At 49.4% G+C, this 20,746-nt stretch carries 20 protein-coding genes; 8 read left to right on the top strand and 12 right to left on the bottom strand.

The window, feature by feature from the left end; genetic code table 11:
- The gene (locus I6L54_RS13765; RefSeq protein ID WP_040231097.1) at nucleotides 1-762 is read left to right on the top strand and encodes a DeoR/GlpR family DNA-binding transcription regulator; all 762 of its coding nucleotides are present in this window, start codon (nucleotides 1-3) and stop codon (nucleotides 760-762) included.
- On the opposite strand, the gene ptrR is transcribed toward I6L54_RS13765, so the two are convergent.
- Nucleotides 759-1,634, bottom strand: a complete 876-nt coding sequence (gene ptrR, locus I6L54_RS13760) for a putrescine utilization regulator PtrR (protein WP_005122720.1) — start codon at nucleotides 1,632-1,634, stop codon at nucleotides 759-761. The two genes, I6L54_RS13765 and ptrR, sit on opposite strands and share 4 nt — an antisense overlap.
- A 102-nt stretch (nucleotides 1,635-1,736) precedes the next feature.
- On the opposite strand from ptrR, the gene sad reads away from it, so the two are divergent.
- The 7 genes from sad to I6L54_RS13725 all read left to right on the top strand — a co-directional run bounded on the left by sad (nucleotide 1,737) and on the right by I6L54_RS13725 (nucleotide 9,442).
- Nucleotides 1,737-3,125, top strand: coding sequence for a succinate-semialdehyde dehydrogenase (gene sad / locus I6L54_RS13755; RefSeq protein ID WP_040231095.1), 1,389 nt, complete (start codon nucleotides 1,737-1,739; stop codon nucleotides 3,123-3,125).
- 102 nt (nucleotides 3,126-3,227) lie between these two features.
- Nucleotides 3,228-4,805 carry a methyl-accepting chemotaxis protein gene (locus I6L54_RS13750; RefSeq protein ID WP_040231093.1) on the top strand — a complete coding sequence of 526 codons (1,578 nt, stop codon included), beginning with the start codon at nucleotides 3,228-3,230 and terminating at the stop codon, nucleotides 4,803-4,805.
- Nucleotides 4,806-4,867: 62 nt separating this feature from the next.
- Nucleotides 4,868-5,794: a glutaminase B gene (gene glsB / locus I6L54_RS13745; RefSeq protein ID WP_005122714.1), complete on the top strand. Its 927-nt coding sequence runs from the start codon at nucleotides 4,868-4,870 to the stop codon at nucleotides 5,792-5,794.
- The gene (locus I6L54_RS13740) at nucleotides 5,794-6,153 is read left to right on the top strand and encodes a DUF4186 domain-containing protein (RefSeq protein ID WP_005122713.1); all 360 of its coding nucleotides are present in this window, start codon (nucleotides 5,794-5,796) and stop codon (nucleotides 6,151-6,153) included. The genes glsB and I6L54_RS13740 overlap by 1 nt, the downstream gene beginning before the upstream one ends.
- A gap of 80 nt (nucleotides 6,154-6,233) precedes the next feature.
- Nucleotides 6,234-6,761 (top strand): GNAT family N-acetyltransferase, encoded by a 528-nt coding sequence (locus I6L54_RS13735; protein WP_005122711.1) that lies wholly within the window; start codon nucleotides 6,234-6,236, stop codon nucleotides 6,759-6,761.
- A gap of 106 nt (nucleotides 6,762-6,867) precedes the next feature.
- Nucleotides 6,868-8,319, top strand: coding sequence for a tagaturonate reductase (locus I6L54_RS13730; protein WP_005122710.1), 1,452 nt, complete (start codon nucleotides 6,868-6,870; stop codon nucleotides 8,317-8,319).
- A gap of 208 nt (nucleotides 8,320-8,527) precedes the next feature.
- A complete protein-coding gene (locus I6L54_RS13725; protein ID WP_005122709.1) occupies nucleotides 8,528-9,442 on the top strand; it encodes a bestrophin family protein in 915 nt (304 codons plus the stop codon).
- A gap of 84 nt (nucleotides 9,443-9,526) precedes the next feature.
- On the opposite strand, the gene I6L54_RS13720 is transcribed toward I6L54_RS13725, so the two are convergent.
- The 11 genes from I6L54_RS13720 to I6L54_RS13670 form a co-directional block, all read right to left on the bottom strand.
- On the bottom strand, nucleotides 9,527-9,904 hold the full coding sequence (locus tag I6L54_RS13720; RefSeq protein WP_005122708.1) for a GFA family protein: 378 nt from the start codon (nucleotides 9,902-9,904) through the stop codon (nucleotides 9,527-9,529).
- Between the two features lie 150 nt (nucleotides 9,905-10,054).
- A complete protein-coding gene (gene tam, locus I6L54_RS13715; protein ID WP_040231091.1) occupies nucleotides 10,055-10,813 on the bottom strand; it encodes a trans-aconitate 2-methyltransferase in 759 nt (252 codons plus the stop codon).
- A 68-nt stretch (nucleotides 10,814-10,881) separates the two neighbouring features.
- Nucleotides 10,882-12,057, bottom strand: a complete 1,176-nt coding sequence (locus I6L54_RS13710; RefSeq protein WP_082031722.1) for a capsular polysaccharide export protein, LipB/KpsS family — start codon at nucleotides 12,055-12,057, stop codon at nucleotides 10,882-10,884.
- 184 nt (nucleotides 12,058-12,241) lie between these two features.
- Complete coding sequence (locus tag I6L54_RS13705) at nucleotides 12,242-12,634, bottom strand: hypothetical protein (RefSeq protein WP_005122705.1); 393 nt, start codon at nucleotides 12,632-12,634, stop codon at nucleotides 12,242-12,244.
- A gap of 352 nt (nucleotides 12,635-12,986) precedes the next feature.
- A complete protein-coding gene (locus I6L54_RS13700) occupies nucleotides 12,987-13,457 on the bottom strand; it encodes a YqeJ family protein (RefSeq protein ID WP_040231088.1) in 471 nt (156 codons plus the stop codon).
- Nucleotides 13,444-14,208 carry a winged helix-turn-helix domain-containing protein gene (locus I6L54_RS13695; RefSeq protein ID WP_040231086.1) on the bottom strand — a complete coding sequence of 255 codons (765 nt, stop codon included), beginning with the start codon at nucleotides 14,206-14,208 and terminating at the stop codon, nucleotides 13,444-13,446. Before I6L54_RS13695 ends, I6L54_RS13700 begins: the two co-directional genes overlap by 14 nt.
- A gap of 55 nt (nucleotides 14,209-14,263) precedes the next feature.
- Nucleotides 14,264-14,920, bottom strand: coding sequence for a fimbrial biogenesis chaperone (locus I6L54_RS13690; protein ID WP_040231084.1), 657 nt, complete (start codon nucleotides 14,918-14,920; stop codon nucleotides 14,264-14,266).
- A 7-nt stretch (nucleotides 14,921-14,927) separates the two neighbouring features.
- A complete protein-coding gene (locus I6L54_RS13685; protein ID WP_040231082.1) occupies nucleotides 14,928-16,271 on the bottom strand; it encodes a fimbrial protein in 1,344 nt (447 codons plus the stop codon).
- Nucleotides 16,268-18,745 carry a fimbria/pilus outer membrane usher protein gene (locus I6L54_RS13680; RefSeq protein ID WP_040231080.1) on the bottom strand — a complete coding sequence of 826 codons (2,478 nt, stop codon included), beginning with the start codon at nucleotides 18,743-18,745 and terminating at the stop codon, nucleotides 16,268-16,270. The genes I6L54_RS13685 and I6L54_RS13680 overlap by 4 nt, the downstream gene beginning before the upstream one ends.
- On the bottom strand, nucleotides 18,732-19,445 hold the full coding sequence (locus I6L54_RS13675; protein WP_245163429.1) for a fimbrial biogenesis chaperone: 714 nt from the start codon (nucleotides 19,443-19,445) through the stop codon (nucleotides 18,732-18,734). Before I6L54_RS13675 ends, I6L54_RS13680 begins: the two co-directional genes overlap by 14 nt.
- 14 nt (nucleotides 19,446-19,459) lie before the next feature.
- Nucleotides 19,460-20,014: a fimbrial protein gene (locus tag I6L54_RS13670; RefSeq protein WP_040231077.1), complete on the bottom strand. Its 555-nt coding sequence runs from the start codon at nucleotides 20,012-20,014 to the stop codon at nucleotides 19,460-19,462.
- Nucleotides 20,015-20,746: the final 732 nt, after the last annotated feature.

Raw genomic sequence — 20,746 nt, 5'->3', positions numbered from 1 at the left:
ATGAAGGGATATAATCGGTTAGAACAGATTATGGATTATCTGAAAGGGCATAATCTGGCGACAGTTGAGCAGCTTGTTGCTGTGACTCAGGCCTCTCCGGCGACCATTCGTCGCGACCTGATTAAACTCGATCAGGAAGGTGTTATCAGCCGTACTCACGGCGGTGTGACGCTTAACCGGTTTATCCCTTCGCAACCGACCACGCATGAGAAAATGCAGCGTAGCCTGCTGGAAAAACAGGTTATTGCCAGCGCGGCGGCAAGTCTGGTGAAAGCCGGGGACGCCATTGTCCTGGATGCGGGAACGACGATGATTGAACTGGCGCGCCAGCTTACTCATTTGCCGTTGCGCGTCATCACCAGCGATCTGCACATTGCGCTATTTCTTTCTGAGTTCAAGCAAATTGAAGTGACGATCATCGGCGGGCGTATTGATGACTCCAGCCAGTCCTGTATTGGCGAACACGGGCGAAAACTGCTGCAAAATGTGTGGCCGGATATCGCGTTTCTAAGCTGTAACGGCTGGGACCTGATCCGCGGGATCACCGCACCGACGGAAGAAAAGGCCGGTCTGAAGCGCGACCTGATTGCAAACGCCAAACGTCGCGTACTGCTGGCAGACAGTTCAAAATACGGTGCATGGTCACTTTTCAACGTCACACATCTGGATGCGTTAACGGATATCGTGACCGATGCGCGACTCAATGAAGAAGTACGGCAGCAGCTTGAGCAACTGCCTTGCCATCTGACGTTCGCCAGTTAATCCGCATTTTGCGACAGCTGAGGTTCCAGTATCTCAATAAATGCTTCCAGCTGTCGCGTCATCGCCCCCCGACGCCAGACCAGCCACGTATTTAACCAACGCCAGTTTTCACTTAGCGGCCAGGCATTGACCTGATGGTGGCCGGGCATGCTTTCCAGCATAGAACGTGGAATCAGCGCAATTCCTGCGCCGGCAATCACACAGGCCAGCATGCCGTGGTAGGACTCCATTTCATGGATCGTGCCGGGCATCGCGCGATCGGCGTGAAACCAGCTTTCAAAGTGGCGGCGATAGGAACAGTTGGCGCGAAAGGCATAGATATTGTAACCATTCACATCGCTGGCTCGTTTGATGGGTGGGTGCCCGTGTGGGGTGACAATCATCATCTCTTCACGGTACACCGGCATTCCTTCAAGACCTGGATGGGTAATAGGGCCATCAGCAAAAGCGGCGTTCAGCGTACCGTCCAGCACACCGTCCAGCATGGTACCGGACGGTCCTGTTGCCAGTGCAAACTGGATTTTAGGGTAGCGCTGATTATATTCGGCAAGTGTGGCCGGAATACGCACGGCGGCTGTACTTTCCAGCGACCCCAGAGAGAACAATCCCTGTGGTTCATCACCAGCGACCACCATCCGCGCTTCTTCTACCAGCGCCAGGATCCGCTGGCTGTAACGCAAAAAATTGTGCCCCGAGGGAGAAAGCCGCAGACGTTGATTTTCTCGAATAAACAGATCGACGCCAAGGTCAGCTTCAAGCTGGCGAATACGCGTGGTGAGATTGGACGGCACGCGATGCACCTTCGCCGCTGCCTGCGTGATGCTGCCGGTCTCTGCGACGGCATTGAACATTTCCAGTTGCGTCAGATCCATGATTTTCTCTATTCGTGAACGGAATGGTTAATATTATTCATTTTTCAGAAAGAGTAAACCTGCGCATGATATAACCATACCTTGCGAGAAAGAGAGGCACTTATGACCATCACAGCAGCAACACATGCTATTTCCGTTGACCCGACCAGTGGCGAAATGCTGACGGCAATGCCGTGGGCCAGCGCCGATGATATTACCCACGCGCTGAATCTGGCGGCGACGGGATTCCACGCATGGAAACACACGACCGTCGCCCATCGCGCACAGATGTTGCGCCGGGTCGGACAGGCGCTGCTTGAACGCGCCGAAGAGATGGCGCAGTGTATCTCGCGCGAAATGGGTAAGCCCGTCAGGCAGGCTCGTGCGGAAGTGGCGAAATCTGCGGCATTATGTGACTGGTACGCCGAACATGGGCCAGCGATGCTCAGTACCGAGGCCACGCAGGTTGAGAATAACCAGGCCGTGATTGAGTACCGTCCCCTGGGGACTATTCTGGCGATCATGCCGTGGAACTTTCCGCTCTGGCAGGTTATGCGCGGCGTCGTGCCGATTTTGCTGGCCGGAAATGGCTATCTGTTAAAGCATGCACCGAATGTCACCGGTTGTGCCGCGATTATCGCCCAGGTGTTTAGCGATGCGGAAATACCGGCTGGGGTATATGGCTGGGTGAATGCCGATAACGCCGGGGTGAGTCAGATGATCAATGACCCGCGTATCGCGGCGGTAACGGTGACGGGCAGCGTTCGTGCTGGTGCTGCGATTGGCGCTCAGGCCGGTGCTGCGCTGAAGAAATGCGTGCTTGAGTTAGGCGGTTCCGATCCGTTTATCGTGCTTAATGATGCAGACCTTGATTTAGCCGTCAAAGCAGCAGTGGCAGGGCGTTATCAGAATACCGGGCAGGTTTGTGCCGCAGCGAAACGCTTTATTATTGAACAGGGCATTGCCGCAGAATTCACCCGACGGTTTGTTGCGGCAGCCAGCGCACTGAAAATGGGCGATCCGCTAAATGAAGAGAACGATCTCGGCCCAATGGCTCGTTTTGATCTTCGGGATGAACTGCATCAGCAGGTTGAAGCCTCACTGGCTCAAGGGGCGCGCTTACTCCTCGGCGGGGAAAAAATAGCCGGTCAGGGTAATTACTATGCCGTGACGGTGCTGGGTGATGTTACGCCGGAAATGACGGCATTTCGCCAGGAACTGTTTGGCCCGGTTGCGGCGATTACCGTCGCGAAGGATGCTGAGCACGCATTAGCACTGGCTAATGACAGCGAGTTCGGCTTGTCGGCCACGTTGTTTACTGCGGATGAGGCACTGGCGCAAAATATGGCGGCCCGTCTGGAGTGTGGTGGCGTGTTTATTAATGGTTACAGTGCCAGTGATGCTCGCGTTGCTTTTGGCGGCGTGAAGAAAAGCGGTTTTGGTCGTGAGCTTTCTCACTTTGGTCTGCATGAGTTTTGCAATGTGCAAACCGTCTGGAAAAACCGTCTCTGATAGCCCGGGTGCCTCTGCAGGGGCACCCGTCTTATTTCTGCAATAAATTTGTCATTTACTCTGCGTACACTCGCGTCTAACGCTTTGATACAGAAGAGTAATATGAACATAACGCAAATTTTTCGTCGCCTGATTCCCCGTCAATTTGGTCTGTTAACCGGTATCATTTGTATTATTGCGCTGTTCTCTGTTTTGCAGATTGCATCTTCGCTTATGCTCTCAGTTTCTGTCAGGGACGCGCAGATTAATGAACAGCATAATCAGCAGGTGCTTTTACAACAGTCGAAGATCGATGAAGCAAGGGTGGCGTTGTTATCTGCCAGCGACTTACTTAATCGTGCTGGCGTTTACTTTATGCAGGATGCGGCTACCGGCTCGGAAGGGAGCTGGCGCCCGTTAATGGAAGAGGCTCAGCATGCGTTAACGCAGTCAAAAACGGCATGGGATGCCTGGCTTGCAATGGATCCGCATCAGCCTCCCGACTTGATGGAGAGCTATCGGCGTTTTTATAGCGGTATTCAGGAGCAGGCCGATGGATTAATGCAATCCAATAGCATTGATGCGTTTTTTGCCGTGCCTGTGCAGGCGTTTCAGACAGACTTTAATGAAAATTATGCACGTTTTCAGCAAGACAGTTTCCAGCAGACGGAAAAAGGGCGAGAACAGCTGTTGACCAGTCTTGAACGTTTACAGCACCTCTTTTTATTTATTCCTCTTGTGCTGGTGGTGATTGCGGTACTGGTCTGGCGCAGTATGTCCCGCTGGGTAATCGCGCCGCTGAGACGACTGATCGATCATATTGATGTGTTAGCGGCTGGCGATCTTTCCCGCCCCGCACCGCAAGTGAGCCAGTTTAATCGTGAAGTAACACAACTGAGCTCACGTATCGACGCAATGCAGCAGGGGCTTCGAATGCTGGTACAGCAGGTGAATGATGCTACGACCTCCATGGTGGGAAATATCACTCAGCTTACGCAAAGCAATAAACAGTTATATCAGCAATCCGCGAAACAGAGCGATGAGCTAAATACGGTGACTTCGCATATATCGTTTCTGGAAACACATGTTGAGGATAACAGTGGGTTTGCTCAACTGGCGAATCAACGCGCCGTGCAGGCGCGGGATATTGCTGCGGGTGGCGATCGGATGATGGCAACGGTAAATGCATCGATGCAGGCGATTGTTGCCCGTTCATCAGAGATGCGCGGGATCATCTCACTGATTGACAGCATCGCGTTTCAGACCAATATTCTGGCGTTAAATGCGGCGATTGAAGCTGCGCATGCTGGTGAACAAGGGCGTGGATTTGCGGTTGTTGCAAAAGAGGTTGGCTTGTTGGCGAGAAAAAGCAGTCAGTCCACGCAGAATATTCAGGCGCTGATTCATCATTCATTAGCGGGAATTGACGAGGGATTTCATGCGGTGAACGGACTGGATGACAACTTACAGCAGGTTATATCGCTGGTGGAAAATCTTGGTGCCTTATTGAATGATATTTCTGCTGCGACGATGAATCAAGGAACCCGTATTCACGAGTTGACCAGTCAGCTTCAGGCTCTGAATAACGAAGCCCGTCAGACCAGCGATCTGGTGAACGCCGCGTCTGATTCCTCCCTACAGTTACACCATGAATCTCATCAGCTTATGCAGGCCGTGGCCAGATTCCGTCTTCCGGCCTGACGCGGTGTATTTAGCTCTGTTATACTCGCAGGCCTTTCATACCTGCGAGCAAGGAGCATGTTGTGGCCAGGGCCATGGACAATTCAATTTTAGAGACCATTGTGCAGCAGGTTCGTCCGCTGATTGGTCAGGGAAAAGTTGCCGATTATATTCCTGCATTAGCCTCCGTCGATGGCTCAAAACTGGGTATTGCCATTTGCACCGTTGATGGTCAGCACTATCAGGCGGGGGATGCGCAAGAACGTTTTTCTATTCAGTCGATTTCAAAGGTGCTTAGCCTGGTTGTCGCAATGCGTCATTACGAGGAAGACGAGATCTGGCAACGTGTTGGCAAAGATCCTTCCGGTCACCCGTTTAACTCGCTGGTGCAGTTGGAAATGGAGCAGGGTATACCGCGTAATCCCTTTATCAATGCCGGGGCATTGGTGGTTTGCGATATGCTGCAAGGTCGCCTGAGCGCGCCACGGCAACGAATGCTGGAAGTGGTACGTGCATTAAGCGGCGTTTCAGATATTGCTTATGATGCGACGGTTGCTCGCTCTGAGTTTGACCATTCCGCCCGCAACGCGGCAATTGCCTGGCTGATGAAGTCCTTTGGCAATTTTCATCACGATGTGACGACCGTTCTGCAAAATTACTTTCACTACTGTGCGCTGAAAATGAGTTGCGTGGAACTGGCGCGGACCTTCGTGTTTCTGGCTAATCAAGGGAACGCTTTCCATCTCACCGAGCCGGTAGTCACGCCGATGCAGGCGCGGCAGATTAACGCGCTAATGGCGACCAGCGGTATGTATCAAAATGCCGGGGAGTTTGCCTGGCGGGTAGGTCTGCCGGCGAAATCGGGTGTCGGTGGTGGCATTGTGGCGATCGTGCCGCATGAGATGGCGATTGCGGTCTGGAGTCCGGAGCTGGATCCGGCAGGGAACTCGCTGGCGGGTATTGCGGTACTGGAACAATTAACTCAACAGTTAGGACGCTCGGTTTACTGATGAACACGCTCGACCCGCTTTTTGCCCGACTGGCGAAATCGACTTTCCGATCGCGGTTTCGTCTCGGTCAGAAAGAAAGACAATATTGTCTGGAAAAAGGTGCGCCGGTCATTGAACAACATGCGGCCGATTTTATTGCTAAGCGACTGGCTCCCGCGTTCCCGGCCAATGACGGAAAACAAACGCCGATGCGCGGACATCCGGTGTTTATCGCTCAACATGCCACGGCGACGTGCTGTAGGGGATGTCTGGCCAAATGGCATGATATACCTCAGGGGCAACCGTTGAGCGAGCAACAGCAACGTTACGTTGTCACTGTTATCTACCACTGGTTAGTGCTGCAAATGAATAAGCCATAGATAACATAATCCTATGATTCGACTCCTTGTGTTATGTAATTGTTAATTGCAGTATGAAGGGGTCAATCTAAGGAGACTAAATGGCTACCCACACCCCCTGCTTTATACTGAGCGCGGAACAGATCCTGTCGAGAATCGACGAGCTTAGTGATGTCCTTGAACAGTGCGTGAACGATGGCGCATCTGTCAGTTTTATGCTCCCTTTTAACCGCGATAAGTCACGGCCTTTTTGGACGCGTGTTGCACAAAGTGTCTCTTGTGGAGAACGCATTGTTCTGGGGGCTGAAAATGCGCAGGGGACGCTTGTTGGAACCGTTCAGCTCATTATCGATCAACCCGAAAACCAGCCTCATCGTGCAGACGTTGCCAAACTTCTGGTTCATACCTCCGCACGGCGGTGCGGGATCGCCCGGGAATTGATGAATACACTGGAAATTTGCGCACATCATGAGGGGAAAACCCTCCTGGTTCTTGATACGTCTACTGGCAGCGCCGCAGAGTTGTTCTACCACAATTGTGGATGGCAAAAAGCAGGGGTAATCCCTGGCTATGCAAAAATGCCTGATGGAACACTGGCCGGGACCACACTTTTTTATAAAACGCTCTAATTTGTCACCGGGCATTGATCAAAACAGGGTTTCATTGTATTAAAGTTTGCTAACCTATTAGACCAATTTAATCAGGTTGTATGACTAATCATAAAGGGAACCCATTGTGCAAACACTAAATCGTCGCGATTTCCCCGGTGCTCAGTATCCTGAACGCATTATTCAGTTTGGTGAAGGAAACTTCCTGCGCGCCTTTGTTGACTGGCAAGTTGATCTGCTGAATGAACATACCGATCTGAACTCTGGTGTGGTCATTGTTCGTCCTATCGAAAGTACGTTTCCGCCGTCACTGAGTACCCAGGATGGTCTCTATACCACCATCATTCGTGGTTTGAATGAAAAGGGCGAGGCCGTCAGCGATGCCCGTTTAATTCGTTCGGTTAACCGCGAAATCAGCGTCTATAGCGAATACGATGAGTTCCTGAAGCTGGCGCATAATCCTGACATGCGTTTTGTTTTCTCTAACACCACGGAAGCGGGTATCAGCTACCACGCGGGTGATAAGTTTGATGATGCGCCGGCTGTGAGTTATCCGGCCAAACTGACCCGACTGCTGTTCGAACGCTATAGCCATTTCAACGGTGCGCTTGATAAAGGCTGGATTATCATTCCTTGCGAGCTGATTGATTACAATGGTGAAGCGCTGCATGAACTGGTTCTGCGTTATGCTCAGGAATGGGCGTTGCCGGAAGCATTCGTACAGTGGCTGGACCAGGCAAACGCATTTTGTTCTACGCTGGTGGACCGTATTGTTACCGGTTACCCACGTGACGAAGTTGCGAAGCTTGAAGCTGAACTGGGTTATCATGACGCGTTTCTTGATACCGCAGAACACTTCTATCTGTTTGTTATTCAGGGGCCAAAATCATTAGCCACTGAACTTCGCCTCGATAAATACCCGCTGAATGTTCTGATTGTTGATGACATCAAGCCGTATAAAGAGCGTAAAGTCGCCATTCTCAACGGTGCGCACACAGCCCTGGTACCGGTCGCCTGGCAGGCAGGGCTTGATACCGTGGGTGAAGCAATGAATGATGCTGAAATTCGCGCCTTCGTTGAGAAAGCAATCTATGAAGAGATTATTCCGGTGCTGGATCTGCCGCGTGATGAATTGGCGTCATTTGCCAGTGCAGTGACCGGCCGATTCTGCAACCCGTACATTAAGCATCAGTTATTGTCGATTGCGCTTAATGGCATGACCAAATTCCGCACCCGTATTCTGCCGCAGCTGTTGGCAGGGCAGAAGGCCAGTGGCCAATTGCCGCCGCGTCTGACATTCGCCCTGGCAGCCTTGATTGCTTTCTACCGTGGTGAGCGTAACGGTGAATCTTATCCGGTTCAGGATGATGCGCATTGGATGGAGCGTTTTCAGGTGTTGTGGGCTCAGCATCGTGACCGCCAGATTACTACCGAAGCGCTGGTCAACGCGGTATTGGCCGTAAAAGAGCATTGGGAACAGGATCTGACACAGGTTTCCGGACTGGTCGAACAGGTTTCTGCCGACCTGGATTCTATCCTGGCGAAAGGCATGCGCGAAGCGGTTAAGCCACTGTGCTAATACGTTAACCCGGTTCAGGCCGGGTTTTTTTATCGTCCTTATTTTTAGTTACAACATACAATTTAATTTCTAAAAATGGAGCATGTCTGTAGCTTCAATGCACACTATGGTCAGCAGGAAAAGATGTTTAGATAATGTTGCTATAAGCTTGCAACATTGATCGCGATCACGTTTAATGTCCCGGCTTTCACATTTTCCGAAGATAACCATGATCGTTCGCCCCCAACAACACTGGCTACGCCTGATATTCGTCTGGCATGGCTCAGTATTATCGAAAATCTTTTCACGCTTGCTGCTGAATTTCCTGCTCTCCATTGCTGTTATCATCATGCTGCCATGGTATACGATGCTGGGTATCAAATTTACTCTGGCACCGTTCAGCATTCTTGGCGTCGCAATTGCAATCTTCTTAGGCTTTCGTAACAACGCCTGTTATTCGCGCTATGTTGAAGCCCGACATTTGTGGGGGCAGTTGATGATTGCTTCCCGTTCACTTCTGCGTGAGGTGAAAACGACCTTACCAGACGATGCTGAACTGGGGCAGTTCGTTCGTTTGCAAATCGCATTTGCCCATTGCCTGCGTATGACTTTACGTCGACAACCGCAGGCGGAGCCCCTGGCAAAATATCTCAGCGAGAGCGATTTACAGACCGTTTTTGCGTCTCAATCACCGGCCAACCGCATTCTGCTGCTGATGGGGGAATGGCTGGCCGTTCGCAGACGAAATGGGCAGCTATCTGATATATTATTTCACAGTTTAAACAACAGGTTAAATGATATGTCAGCAGTGCTGGCAGGTTGTGAGCGTATCGCGAACACACCCGTTCCGTTTGCTTACACCTTAATCCTGCATCGCACGGTATATCTGTTTTGCATTATGTTGCCGTTCGCGTTAGTGGTGGATTTACACTATATGACACCGTTCATCTCGGTGCTTATTTCCTATACCTTTATCTCGCTCGATACGCTAGCCGAAGAACTCGAAGATCCGTTTGGTACAGAGAATAATGATCTGCCACTCGATGCGATTTGTAACGCGATTGAAATCGATTTGCTGCAGATGAATGATGAAACCGTTGTGCCGGCGAAACATATGCCAGATAAGCATTACCAGCTGACATAACATCCGGTAGAGCTGGTAGCACGACCAGCTCTTATTGTTTCACTGAAGGAGTAGGTAAGACTTGATACGCCGGTTAGTGCGGCTTTAGCCGAATTCTCTTTGCCACCACGCAGGCTGCATATCGGTAAATGAATGAAACTCGGGAGCCAGATCTTCATCATTGGGGTCATCAAAAACGCCCGCTAATAGTGCTATTACCGGAGCATCATCAATAGCACCAACTGAACTTCCACATTGAGGGCAAAAAGCGCGACTGGAGGTTTCTGAAGAACGCCAGGTAGTTGGTTTACCCGCTTTTCCCGTCCATTCTACATTTTCAGCATTAAATTCAATCCAGACGACGGTTGGTGCACCGGTATGCTTGCGGCAAATATCGCACGAGCAGGTATGCGAATTATTAGGGCTCGTCGCGGTAAAGCGAATAGAGCCACACAGACAACCGCCAAGGTAGACTTTAGACATGACAACCCCCGTCAGTAAACGTTCTCAGACACTAGCAGATGACTGGCTGCATCACTAGATCTTCATCGTAAAAAGGCGAGGGCGCGCATGGGGAATTTACAACAATTATCAGCCCCTGGTATAAAGAGGCTGATACCTGGAGGTCAGTGATTAAGAATTGTGTCTGGCAACGATAAACAACCGCGGAAACGCCAGCAGTATTTTCCCATTCTCTTGCAGCGGATATTGCTCCTGCAGCAATGCATGATAGCGCGCCAGATAGCGATGTTGTTCGCTTTCACTCAGATCCTGCAACCAGGGACGCAACCCCGTAGAACTCACCCAGTCGATAATTGACTGGTGTGAATCCATAACGTGATAGTAGGTTGTACGCCAGATATCGACATCGCAGCCCATGTCAGTCAAAATATCATAGTACGCATGCACTCCGGGAAGAGGTGCACGGCCGCGATCGGGGTAACCCAGTTCATAGGCGACTTCACGCATCAGAACATGCGTTGGCTCCAGCCAGTTATCCGGCATTTGTACTGCCAGTACGCCTTCTTTCCCCAGCAGAGAGACCAGGTGGGGAAACAGCTGATAGTGGTCGGGAACCCATTGCAAAGATGCGTTTGCATACAGCAGATCGACAGGCTCTTCTGTCTGAAATGCGCTAATATCCGCTTCGATAAAATGACAGCCCGGCAATGCGTTGCGCGCTTCGCTCAGCATTGCCGGTGAAGAATCCACGCCTGTTATTTGCGCTGATGGCCAACGTTGATGTAGCAATGCGGTGCTGTTACCCGGGCCGCAGCCGAGGTCGACGACTGAACGGACATTCTCCAGCGCGACTCTGCTGAGCAATTCAGCTGCGGGCCGCGAACGTTCGGTTTCATATTGCAGATAGAGCGAAGGGTTCCAGTCAGCCATGTTTTTGTATCCTGTGTGCGATGAAATAGTATGATTCTGAGCCAGCAATTTTCATTACGCCTTCAGAATCAGTGATTCTTGTTCCTTCCCAACATAGCAAGTGTAGCTTTAAAGGGTAAAAACAGGACAAATCGCATTACAAAAGATAATAATTCATAATCTTTCTTATACTTCTTTTGCTTTCTCTTCAGGATCGCGATCTCTCTTTGGGCATTCAAAAAACTCTTGATATAACATTCACCATTATTATGGTTGTCGATAAAGTCATCACCGTAGTTGCTTTCATAGAGGCTTATGCAGTATTTTATTTTTTTCTTAATAGACTCAATGTCATCAAATTGAATCCAATATTCAGATAATAAGTATGCTATCAACTTCTCCTGGAAAGCAGACATCGTACTGTGTTTATCATTCAAAAATATCGCATCGAAATCTTCTAACACTTCAATTTTATGTGTGGCTTCGTACCATTCGCTTCGGCCAAAGCAATAAACTGGTTTACCTAAAATCAAGGCCTCAATGCTTGTGCCAGAATTACATGCGATAACGGCAGAACTCCCTTCAATTAATTCGTGGATGTTAGCATCAACAGACAAAACATTTTCGTTGGTTGCTAATAGATATGCAATCTTGGCATCAATACCTCTGGATTTACACATCGGATGGCGTTTGATTACCAACGTTCGATTTGTCTTTTTAGCCAATGCCGCAACATAGTCTAATGCCCCCATGGCGCTGATGTTCTCATGATCGGTAACCGAATCAGAGTTGATCTGCATGGGGAAAAACAGGTAATCCGAGGGGAGAGCAACGTGGTTATGTGGCTGTTGATGCTTAGAGAGTTTTGTCTCCCTGAAAAAATCCCGCTTCTCGGCAATGATATTTTTGGCACTGTCGTGATCTATTTTATTTATTTTATCGATATATGAACTGAAGTTGACACAAATATCTGCCCACCCCGAATATCCATTTTCATCTACAGAGTACAACCCATATATAGGTGATTCTTTTATCGAGAAAACATTTTTGTCATTATTATATGAGTGAAAGGAGAATGTAATGGATTCTTTAATTGCCAGTCTTTTAAGACCATAACAAGGGAAATTAGCTGGATTCAGTATTACCTGTAATTGTTCATCATGGAGACAAGATATAAAATTACCAATAAATTGTCGATGAATGCCTTCACTCTTACCGAGCCATTGTGGTAAGTCAAAGTAAAAACGGTTTAAATCATTCATCATAACTCCAGGTGATTAATGTAAATAAAACTTTGGGTCAGGTTAAGCTTTATTTAGTCGTCGGCCGCCCGCTAAACAGTAACGATTATCATTAAAAATGCAGATATCGCATTATATTATTTTCAGAGGAACAATACAATCCGGTACTTTTGAATCGAAGTGGAGACAGAAGGGCATATCGACATATTCAGAAACAAGTATGCTGAATAATATATTTCCCCACATCAACAACTTTATTTGTATCAGGGGCAACATTGAGTACTATAAACCGCATTTGTGGGCAGAACAGTTCCAGGCTTTTTTTACTGCATTCCGTTTGTAACCATTTATGACTGCCACTTTCGGTTTGTACCAGATTGAGGTTTGCATCCTTACTGCACACAAAACCATCCACAATTGCTTTTTGCCTTGCAGCATCCAGATTCAAGCCAATAACATTTAGCTCATCGACGTCTTTATCATGTGAACTGGCAGAGACGCGGGTCAACGCACAACCAGCCAGCGTGAATGAAAGAATCAATAGAAACGCGACGCGTAAGATAGTGTTGTTATTTTGATGAACATGGATAGTTCTTTGCATTGTGCTGTAGGGTCCGTTGCTGTGAAATTCCAGGGGCACAGGTTTGTGTCGTACCTTGGTTGTACGCGAGAAGGACTGAGTGAGCAATTACAACGTCAACGATTTGACGTATGCGTAAAGTGTATGGTTTGAATGGTAGTCGGTGAACAGCATAAATCCAGGAACAAGCGCTGTTATGCGTTATCAACGACCAGCACAATGATGAACCCAAAATGCCAGGTTTCACTTATCACTATGTAAGTGCGCATAATGTATATTATGTTAAATTGAATTTATCCCGTATTACCGCAGTACCGTATCGTGAAGCAGATCGTCCCCTAACCCTTCCAATACCGAGTGCAATCTCAGCGGCCTAACCTTGACAAAACACCGACGGCGACCGGCTGGTGTAGAACTGCCATGTACTGTTATTGAGTCGCATTATGCTGAAATAAAACGGCTCTTTCGGTTTGAGGTAAAAATCTGGCAGCGTTCTCGCTAACAATGGGTGAATGTTAGTTCCGCCGGAACTTGAGGCGACATTTCCAGACTCCATAAAGTAATCATTATCTTTGCGGGTAAAGGTAAACCAGACATTTTGATTTACCGCCTGATTTTCACCGTTTTTATCAGTGATTTTTCCACGTAAAATAGCCACTCCATGGTTGCCATTAAAAACGTATCTAACTGAAATATCACCACGAATATCTGGATACTCCATTATTAATACTCCGGAACAATCGAAATGCGACCGTTGCCAGTTTTGTATTGCCATCGTGGCTGCAATTGTCAACGCTACTGCTAAAATGATGCCAATACACCATTTTATATTACGTCCCCACATGTCTGGACTCCATGAAATAATAATGAGTAACACAGTCATTATCCTGCCAACGGCTAAATTGCTTTCGACAAGTTAATGCGGAGATCCGCGGAAAATTAGGATACAACGAGAGATAAATCCAGGGATAGCTCTGACAATCCAGCATGCCGGCTTTGATAAACTGTTGGTGCTGATCAAATTTAAGCACATCCTGGTTGGCGTACCAGTGACATCCCTCCCCTACGCTTAAAGGCACATAACGGCTGAGTCGGGGATCAAACTGTGCCTCCCAGGTAACTACTGCGGCTATAAAGCAACAGACGAACCCCGCCAGAAGCCAGCAAAGAGTGCGCATACGCAGTGATTTTTTCGCGGTTTTTACCGACGATAACGATGCTGTTACGGGTTGATCGCTGAGCGGGTCTTCTATCTTCTGTTCCAGCACTTCCAGTTGTGGCTCAAGGCGGATCCCGACTTTCGGTACGGTTACGATAAGTTCTTCATTCAGGCTAAGTTCTTTAAACGCGCGACGCAGCAAGGAGATATTCTGATAGAACGTATTATTGGTGACCTGTGCACCGTTAATATACCAGACATGCTCAAAGAAATAATCACGTTCAATAACCTGCCCCTGTTGTTGAATTAATAATAGTAAACAACGGGTTGCCGGATTGCTTAATGTTATACGTTTGGTCTCATCTGATTTCGCGTAGAGTACGTTCCGCTCTGGCCAGAATACAACGGTACTGTTAAGCAAAAACACGTGTGCCATTATGTTCCCTGAATATGGATTTTTGTCAATTTAGCTGGAGCGAGCACTGCCAGCGTTAATTTACGACAGTTGAAAATCCCCAACGATTTCCTTCATCGTTAATCACAGTAAAGTTTATCTTATTATTCAGCATTTCAGGAGGTGCTGACTTAAAAATTACCTGCCGGGAACGCGGTGAAACCACTATTCCAGTTATGGAATAGTCTCCTGAAGCTACATTAGCCAGAGATATGTTCCAGGAACTCTGATTAACAGCGTAAATCACCCCGCTTTCATGGTGAAAACTTAGAAGATTGATGCTTTTTTCAGTCAACACGCCTGTGTTTTTCGGTCTCCATAGGACTTTTAGCTGATTTCTTAACGTTAAGCGCACTTTTTCACCAGTTGAGCTATTTTTCACCTCCGCTGGAACCTGGTACACGTTGAGCCAGAATAGCGACTCGCGATCGTTGGCAAGCCCCGCACCGGTTGTCATGATCTTTATCTCGCGTTGTTCACCGGGGAGAATTTTTAGCACCGGGGGAAGCACGATAAAAGGCGAGCTGGCCTGGGATGGCCCTTTCTCTGGCGTGCCGTCATCTACCCAGCTTTGAACCACCACCGGATAATTTCCGTCGTTGACCAGCATTACCGTGCGTTGAGTCTCTCCGTGGTTGAAGATGACCCGAGTCGTACTGATGTTAACCGCTGCCTCCACGCCAAATGCCAGCATCCAGAGGCTACTGAATACGTAATAAAACTTGTACATGTGACTGGTAGCTCCCCGCCGTTAACGTATCCGCACCAAAACTTGCCAGACGAGCTTCGAAGCTTTCGCTGTAGTAATTGACGCCATCCTGGCTGCCATTTTGCTGCGTATTGCTGCCAATGACCGGCATCCAGCCGCCTTCGCTGCCGCTACCGACAGTAGATACCGCCATAAAATTCACTGGACTACCCGCCCGGTAAACACGCACGCCAACGCCGCGAGCCCGACCGGGGGTACCGTATTGCGTATCCAATAGCCAGGTTACGGTTTTACCGGTAATCAAATTAAAACCCCAGGCGCTGTTAACGCTGCTTTCCGGCGCAAGCAGCCCCATTGCGACATTGCTCTTCCCGGTCGCCACACCCGAAACCACCGTTGATTCGCAGGCAAATCCTATCTGGAAGGGAGCTGAGGAATATTCTCCCTGCCTGAGCTGAGCCACGGAAATTGGTGGCAAATGCACTACCGGCGTAAAATCGGTGACCTGACACATTGCCGCACGTTTGACGAAGATCCCGTTATTGTAAAGGCTGATCACTGACGGCCAGTCATTCGCCCAGCCAGCCCAATTTCCTCCACGGTGCGGCTGACCTATCTTGATACCCCACGAAGTTGTACCGGGCCCACGAAAAACCACGTAAGCATTGGGATTCACATAGCTATTGTAAGTAGCAGACTGCGCCTGGTTGGCGTAATAGCGTGTATCCAGCGTTTTGATCAATTCGGCGCTTATCGTCGAGAAGTTCTTGGCCTTAATCAGGAAGTTGCCATTGGTGTCGAGATCCAGGTTTTCCAGTGGGCGTTGCTGCCAGCTGTCGGTAAAGACGCTGCCTGTTGCATCGTGCGTCAAGCGTAATGCGACGTTTTTCATTATGGTCAGATACGCGCCAGGTACATCCGTTGCTTCATACCAGCCAGCCACGGTGTCATCACCGTTAGTTGACCAGGCTTCATAGAGTTGCCCGGCGGTGTCCGGTGTACAACGGAAAAATACCTGCTCAGGATCGTAACCGCCGCCTTTATGGGCATAAGTGGTAAAAGGGATCCCGCCGCTGGAGGTCAGGATCGTCCCTGCCGGCTGAAAACTGCTATTACTGGTGATATCGACAGACTTACTCAATCCCGGCAATAACCCGTTCCAGGCATCGTTGCCGCCGCCGGAGCGCCAGTCATTGGCAATGCCGTCCGTACTTGCACTAAGCCTGTGCGTGCCTTGTGCGCCATTACCTCCTGATTTATATGGATAAATAATGTATTCACAGGCGGCCTGTATCTGACAAGAAAACAGCGCCAGCACCAGAAAAAATAGTCTCATGAGCGCCCTTTTGTTACGCAAGTGACCGTTAATGCAATTAACGGTTCTGTACGTTGTTGTTGGTTAAGTTTCCACGGCAACGAACAATCACTGCTTTCCAGCATCAATAGTCCCTCTTCGTCTTCAACGCGGGCATATACCTGGTTCGCCTGGGCAACCATCCCGACTACACGACCTCGACCGTCGGTCACTGCCGCTCCCATCGGTAACGTCACGTCACTCTTCACAGTGATGAGTAACGGATAGCCAGAGAGCGTTGCAAAACGCAGTTTTACTGCGGCCCCTGCCATTGGTGCAATGCGCCGTTGACTCTCCTGAAGCTCTGCGTTGGTGTTCATTCCGCTACCGTCGAGAGTCACATTGTTATAACGATAAGGTGTCAATGAGGGAACCAGCGCATAACCCCCACTGTTCACAGTTGCACCCTGTCCGCCCCCTACTCTGGCTCCCACAGCGCCTGGCGCTTCCACCAGGGCAAATGTGTCGCCAACCCACGGGCCGGCCACAATGCCATGGCGATGTACAACGAGCGCCCCGCGTACCCCTGCAGACCATTGCTGATAGTTTTGTGACTGTGAGACGCTGCCGTTTAGCGTGCCGAAAGCCGTATTTTTTTGCAGTGAACCACCCCAGTCGGTCACGCTGTTTGACTCACCTTGCCCCTGTTGCCAGCCAGTGGACAGCGCGTAATTAAGGGTTTCATCCTGATCAAGCGCACCAGACAATGCCAACTGCGCATTGCGCCCAGCCTGTTGAGCCTGACTCGCCGACAGCGCCAGCGTATGCTCACGTTCGCCTATACCCAAAGGCATTGAGACGGTAAGCGTTGCCATGTTTTCTTTTTGCACCTGTGAACGGTCACCATTACGCCACCAGGTGTCCTGTCGGCTGAATGACATACCTAACGTCATTCGTCCAAAGGTGGTGTTATACCCAGCCTGCAACTGAGTGCTGCTGCCACGGTCACTGTAGTAATCCATCATTGATCCCGACAGCCATAGGTTTCCGTAGCTGCTCAATGTTTGGTTCACCGTAACGGTAAACTGGTTTTTTTGACGCAGCGTATCCGAGCGCCACTGCGCATTGCTCCCGCTGACGCTTCGCTCACCCAGAACGTCACCGTAGTCACGATACCCTTCTGTGGAATAGCGATAACCCGCCAGCGCGACGTGAGTTCCTGTCGGAGTGAACGTTTTGCTCCAGTTGGTTTGCAGCCGCCAGCCACTCATGGTTTGAGAAGCAATCCGGGCCCGCGAACCGGTAACATCGACACCCAAAGCGCCCATCGACGTTGCCAGAACGCCTCCCATCAGCAGTGCCTGGTAGTCGTCGCCGATCCGCAAAGCGCCATTAGCGGTCAGGAGATTCGTCATCCCGCGCTCCAGCGTGAAATCGGTAAACAGACCATCGGCGGCGCTGTAATCCCGGGTCTTACCTGCCACCAGACCGTAGCGCCAGACGCCGGGACGCAGTGATAAAGGTACGCTGGCGTATGGCACGGTATAGCTACTCTTTTTGTTATCGGCGCCGGTGATTTCAACTTGTAAATCACCGTCCCAGGCTGTATTCGGCAAATCATCAAGTACAAAAGGGCCTTGTGGTACGCTGGTTTCGTAAAGCGTTCGACCATTCTGCTTGACCACAACGCGTGAAGGTGTAGATGCCGTACCACGAATTTCTGGGGCATAGCCGCGTCGCGACTGTGGCCACATTCGTTGATCGGTTTCCAGTTTGACACCTGTAAACGCCATACTGCCAAGCAGATTTCCCGAGGTGTAGCTTTCGCCTACCGTCAGTAAACTTTCCAGAGATGCGACAGGATGTTGAAGCCAGGTTTGCAGCGCATCCCAGCGTTGGCTTTCTCGATTGCCATCGCGCCGCCAGTTGGCAGACGACTGTTGGCGAAATTGCCAACTCCCCATGTTGAAGCCGCTGCTCAGTCCCAGCCAACCATAATCACTTTGCTGACCGTTATTTTTATTGTGATAGGCGTGCAGATTGTAGTTACTGAACAACACGCTCTCGCCGCTTTGCCACTGCGACGGCGGTACATAATCCATGGGGGTACGTTTTAATGCCGCCTGAGGAACGCTGAGATTCAGACGCAATAAGCTCTGGTCAAAATCCCAGCGTCCACCGCTGATCCGAGCTTCAGGGGCGAAGCAATCCTGCCCTTGTTCCGACGCTGCTGTTACGCCCTGTTCATCCCAGAATTTCGCCGGAAGACAGGGTTCGGTACGTCCAGCTGTATTCTGGCGAAACAACACATCATCCCGCCCTACATACCGTCCATTGAGCCAGATATCCACGCTATAACGTCCCGCGACCACCGCATCCGGATCGTTGAGCATTGCCAGGCTTTTTTCGTAACCACTCCCAAGCAACAATGTTTCGTCAAAGGTGTAATCGCTGGCAAAAACAGGCATCGCAGCGGGCAAAAAAAGCCACCACCAGCGTGGATTAGTTTCGGACATTGTCCTGCTTCTCCAACGCCACGCGCCCGCTTAATGAGGCTCCCTGATCGTTAATCCAGCGCATTTGCGCGTCGTTCAATTGCGAAATTTTTGCAGGCCACGACATCGTCGCCCACGGTGCGATTGTTTCGCTCTGAATGCGCTGTTTTTTTCCCGCACCGCTGACGTCAAGTGACGAAAGCGCGAGATAGAAACCACTGTTATTACGTAAATGCAGCCTGCCATTCTGCAGCCAGACCCGGCTGGTATTCGCCATCTCCAGCGGCGAACCCACCAGCCCCTCGGGTCTGACCAATACTTTTACGCGGCTACGCACCAGCACCAGTAGCTGGTTATCGGTTTGCACATCCTTATTTATGGGCGGGATCTGAATGAAGTTAAACCACCATAGCGATTCCCTGTCCTGTACGACGGGTTTACCGATGTAACGCAGCCGAACAGTTTGCCCCGCGTGGGCAGCCATCCGAAAGACCGGTGGCGTAGTGACAAAAGGAGCGGCCGCAGTTTGTGGTACTGATTGTGCATCGCCATCATCAAGCCAAACCTGAACGACACCAGGGACGTCGCCGCGATTAGTTAATTGCACACTGATTTCCCGGCTGTCTGCCGGATAGATTATCCGGTTGCCGGTCATCACTATGCTTGCCTGCACGCAGAAGCACATCATCATTCCAGCTAAACCAATAGCCAATCCTTTCATCACGCAGATCTCGCTTACAAATAGGAAATGGCGTATTGCACAGTGCCGACAACAGTCCCGGCGGTTGCCCCACCGTTCGGGCTAAAATACTGCACGGCAAAGTCGTGCTCACCGGACGTATTTCCGGCCGCAACGGTGATTCCTGCAACCGGAGTTCCAGTACGCAAATCAATCGGCGTAGTGCCCGCGCTATCGGTCAGCAGTTGTAATTCAACATTTTGCGCTGTACCCGTATTAGCCAGGTTTCCGCGCTCGGTCATATTATTTGCAACAAACACAGTTTTAATATCCAACGCATTAGCATCAACAGTACAACCAGTAACGCCGAGGGTGAATGTTGTCAGGCCTGCTGAAGATGATGCTGCCGCGAGATCGCTTTTCGCAACGGACGGCAGTAATACGACCGGCCGCGCATTTACACCGTTAACCGTGACTTCGCAAGTTTGTTCGGTCACTTCGCCTTTAAAGGTGATGGTATTTGCTGAATCAGCATACGCTATTTGCGCAAATAATAACGCAAGGCCACCAACCGCAAATATGTAACTGGTATGAGGATTATTGATTTTCATATTGTCTGTCCTTAATTAATAAATACATCGGTATCGTAATAAATAATGCAATAGCCCCTCTCCGCTGAGAGCAGAGTATTTATTGAGGGATACAGCGACGCCAGTAATGTCTTATGACTCCGTAGGATTAACCCTACGATGACTGCTAGTTTAAGAATAATCCCAGAGATTAAAACCTTTGTTTTCTCAAATCATATTAGGTCGGTCTTAAATAAGATCTAAATCTCGATGCTTTCGATATAACTCATTGTTTATATTAAATTTTATCTGCAGGTATAATTTCCCTAAGAAAAATTTTCTTAACCCGAATTAAACACGATAAAGACCATGTTCATCACAGGTTAATGCAGCCATAGCCAACCTTGTGACCGTTTAGTCTTAAAGTTAACCTTCGTTATTACCCGTGTTCGTCCTGGTGTTAACATAAACTTGCCGGGGGTAATTCAACCTGGCAAAGTAGCACATAATTTTAAGATGAGAGGAATGTTTAACCGAGATAACGTTATATTTTCCTCATAAATTGAAGCTTCAATGCAGTCTACTCAGCGTTGTCTTCGGTGTAAAAATAAATTGCCACCCCCCTAATGTAAAGAAATGAAAATACAATCTTATTCATAGAAAAGTATGAGTGAAGTCGGCAAAGGAAAAACCATAGTTATGATCATCACAGAAATGTAATGTGAGAAAAAAACAACACATCTAACCCTTACTACGCTCAAACTTGCGACGCAG

This window comes from Citrobacter pasteurii (assembly GCF_019047765.1).
Taxonomy (GTDB): domain Bacteria; phylum Pseudomonadota; class Gammaproteobacteria; order Enterobacterales; family Enterobacteriaceae; genus Citrobacter; species Citrobacter pasteurii.
The sequence above is the reverse complement of the archived record's forward strand: the minus strand, read 5'-3'. Positions and strand labels throughout refer to the sequence as shown.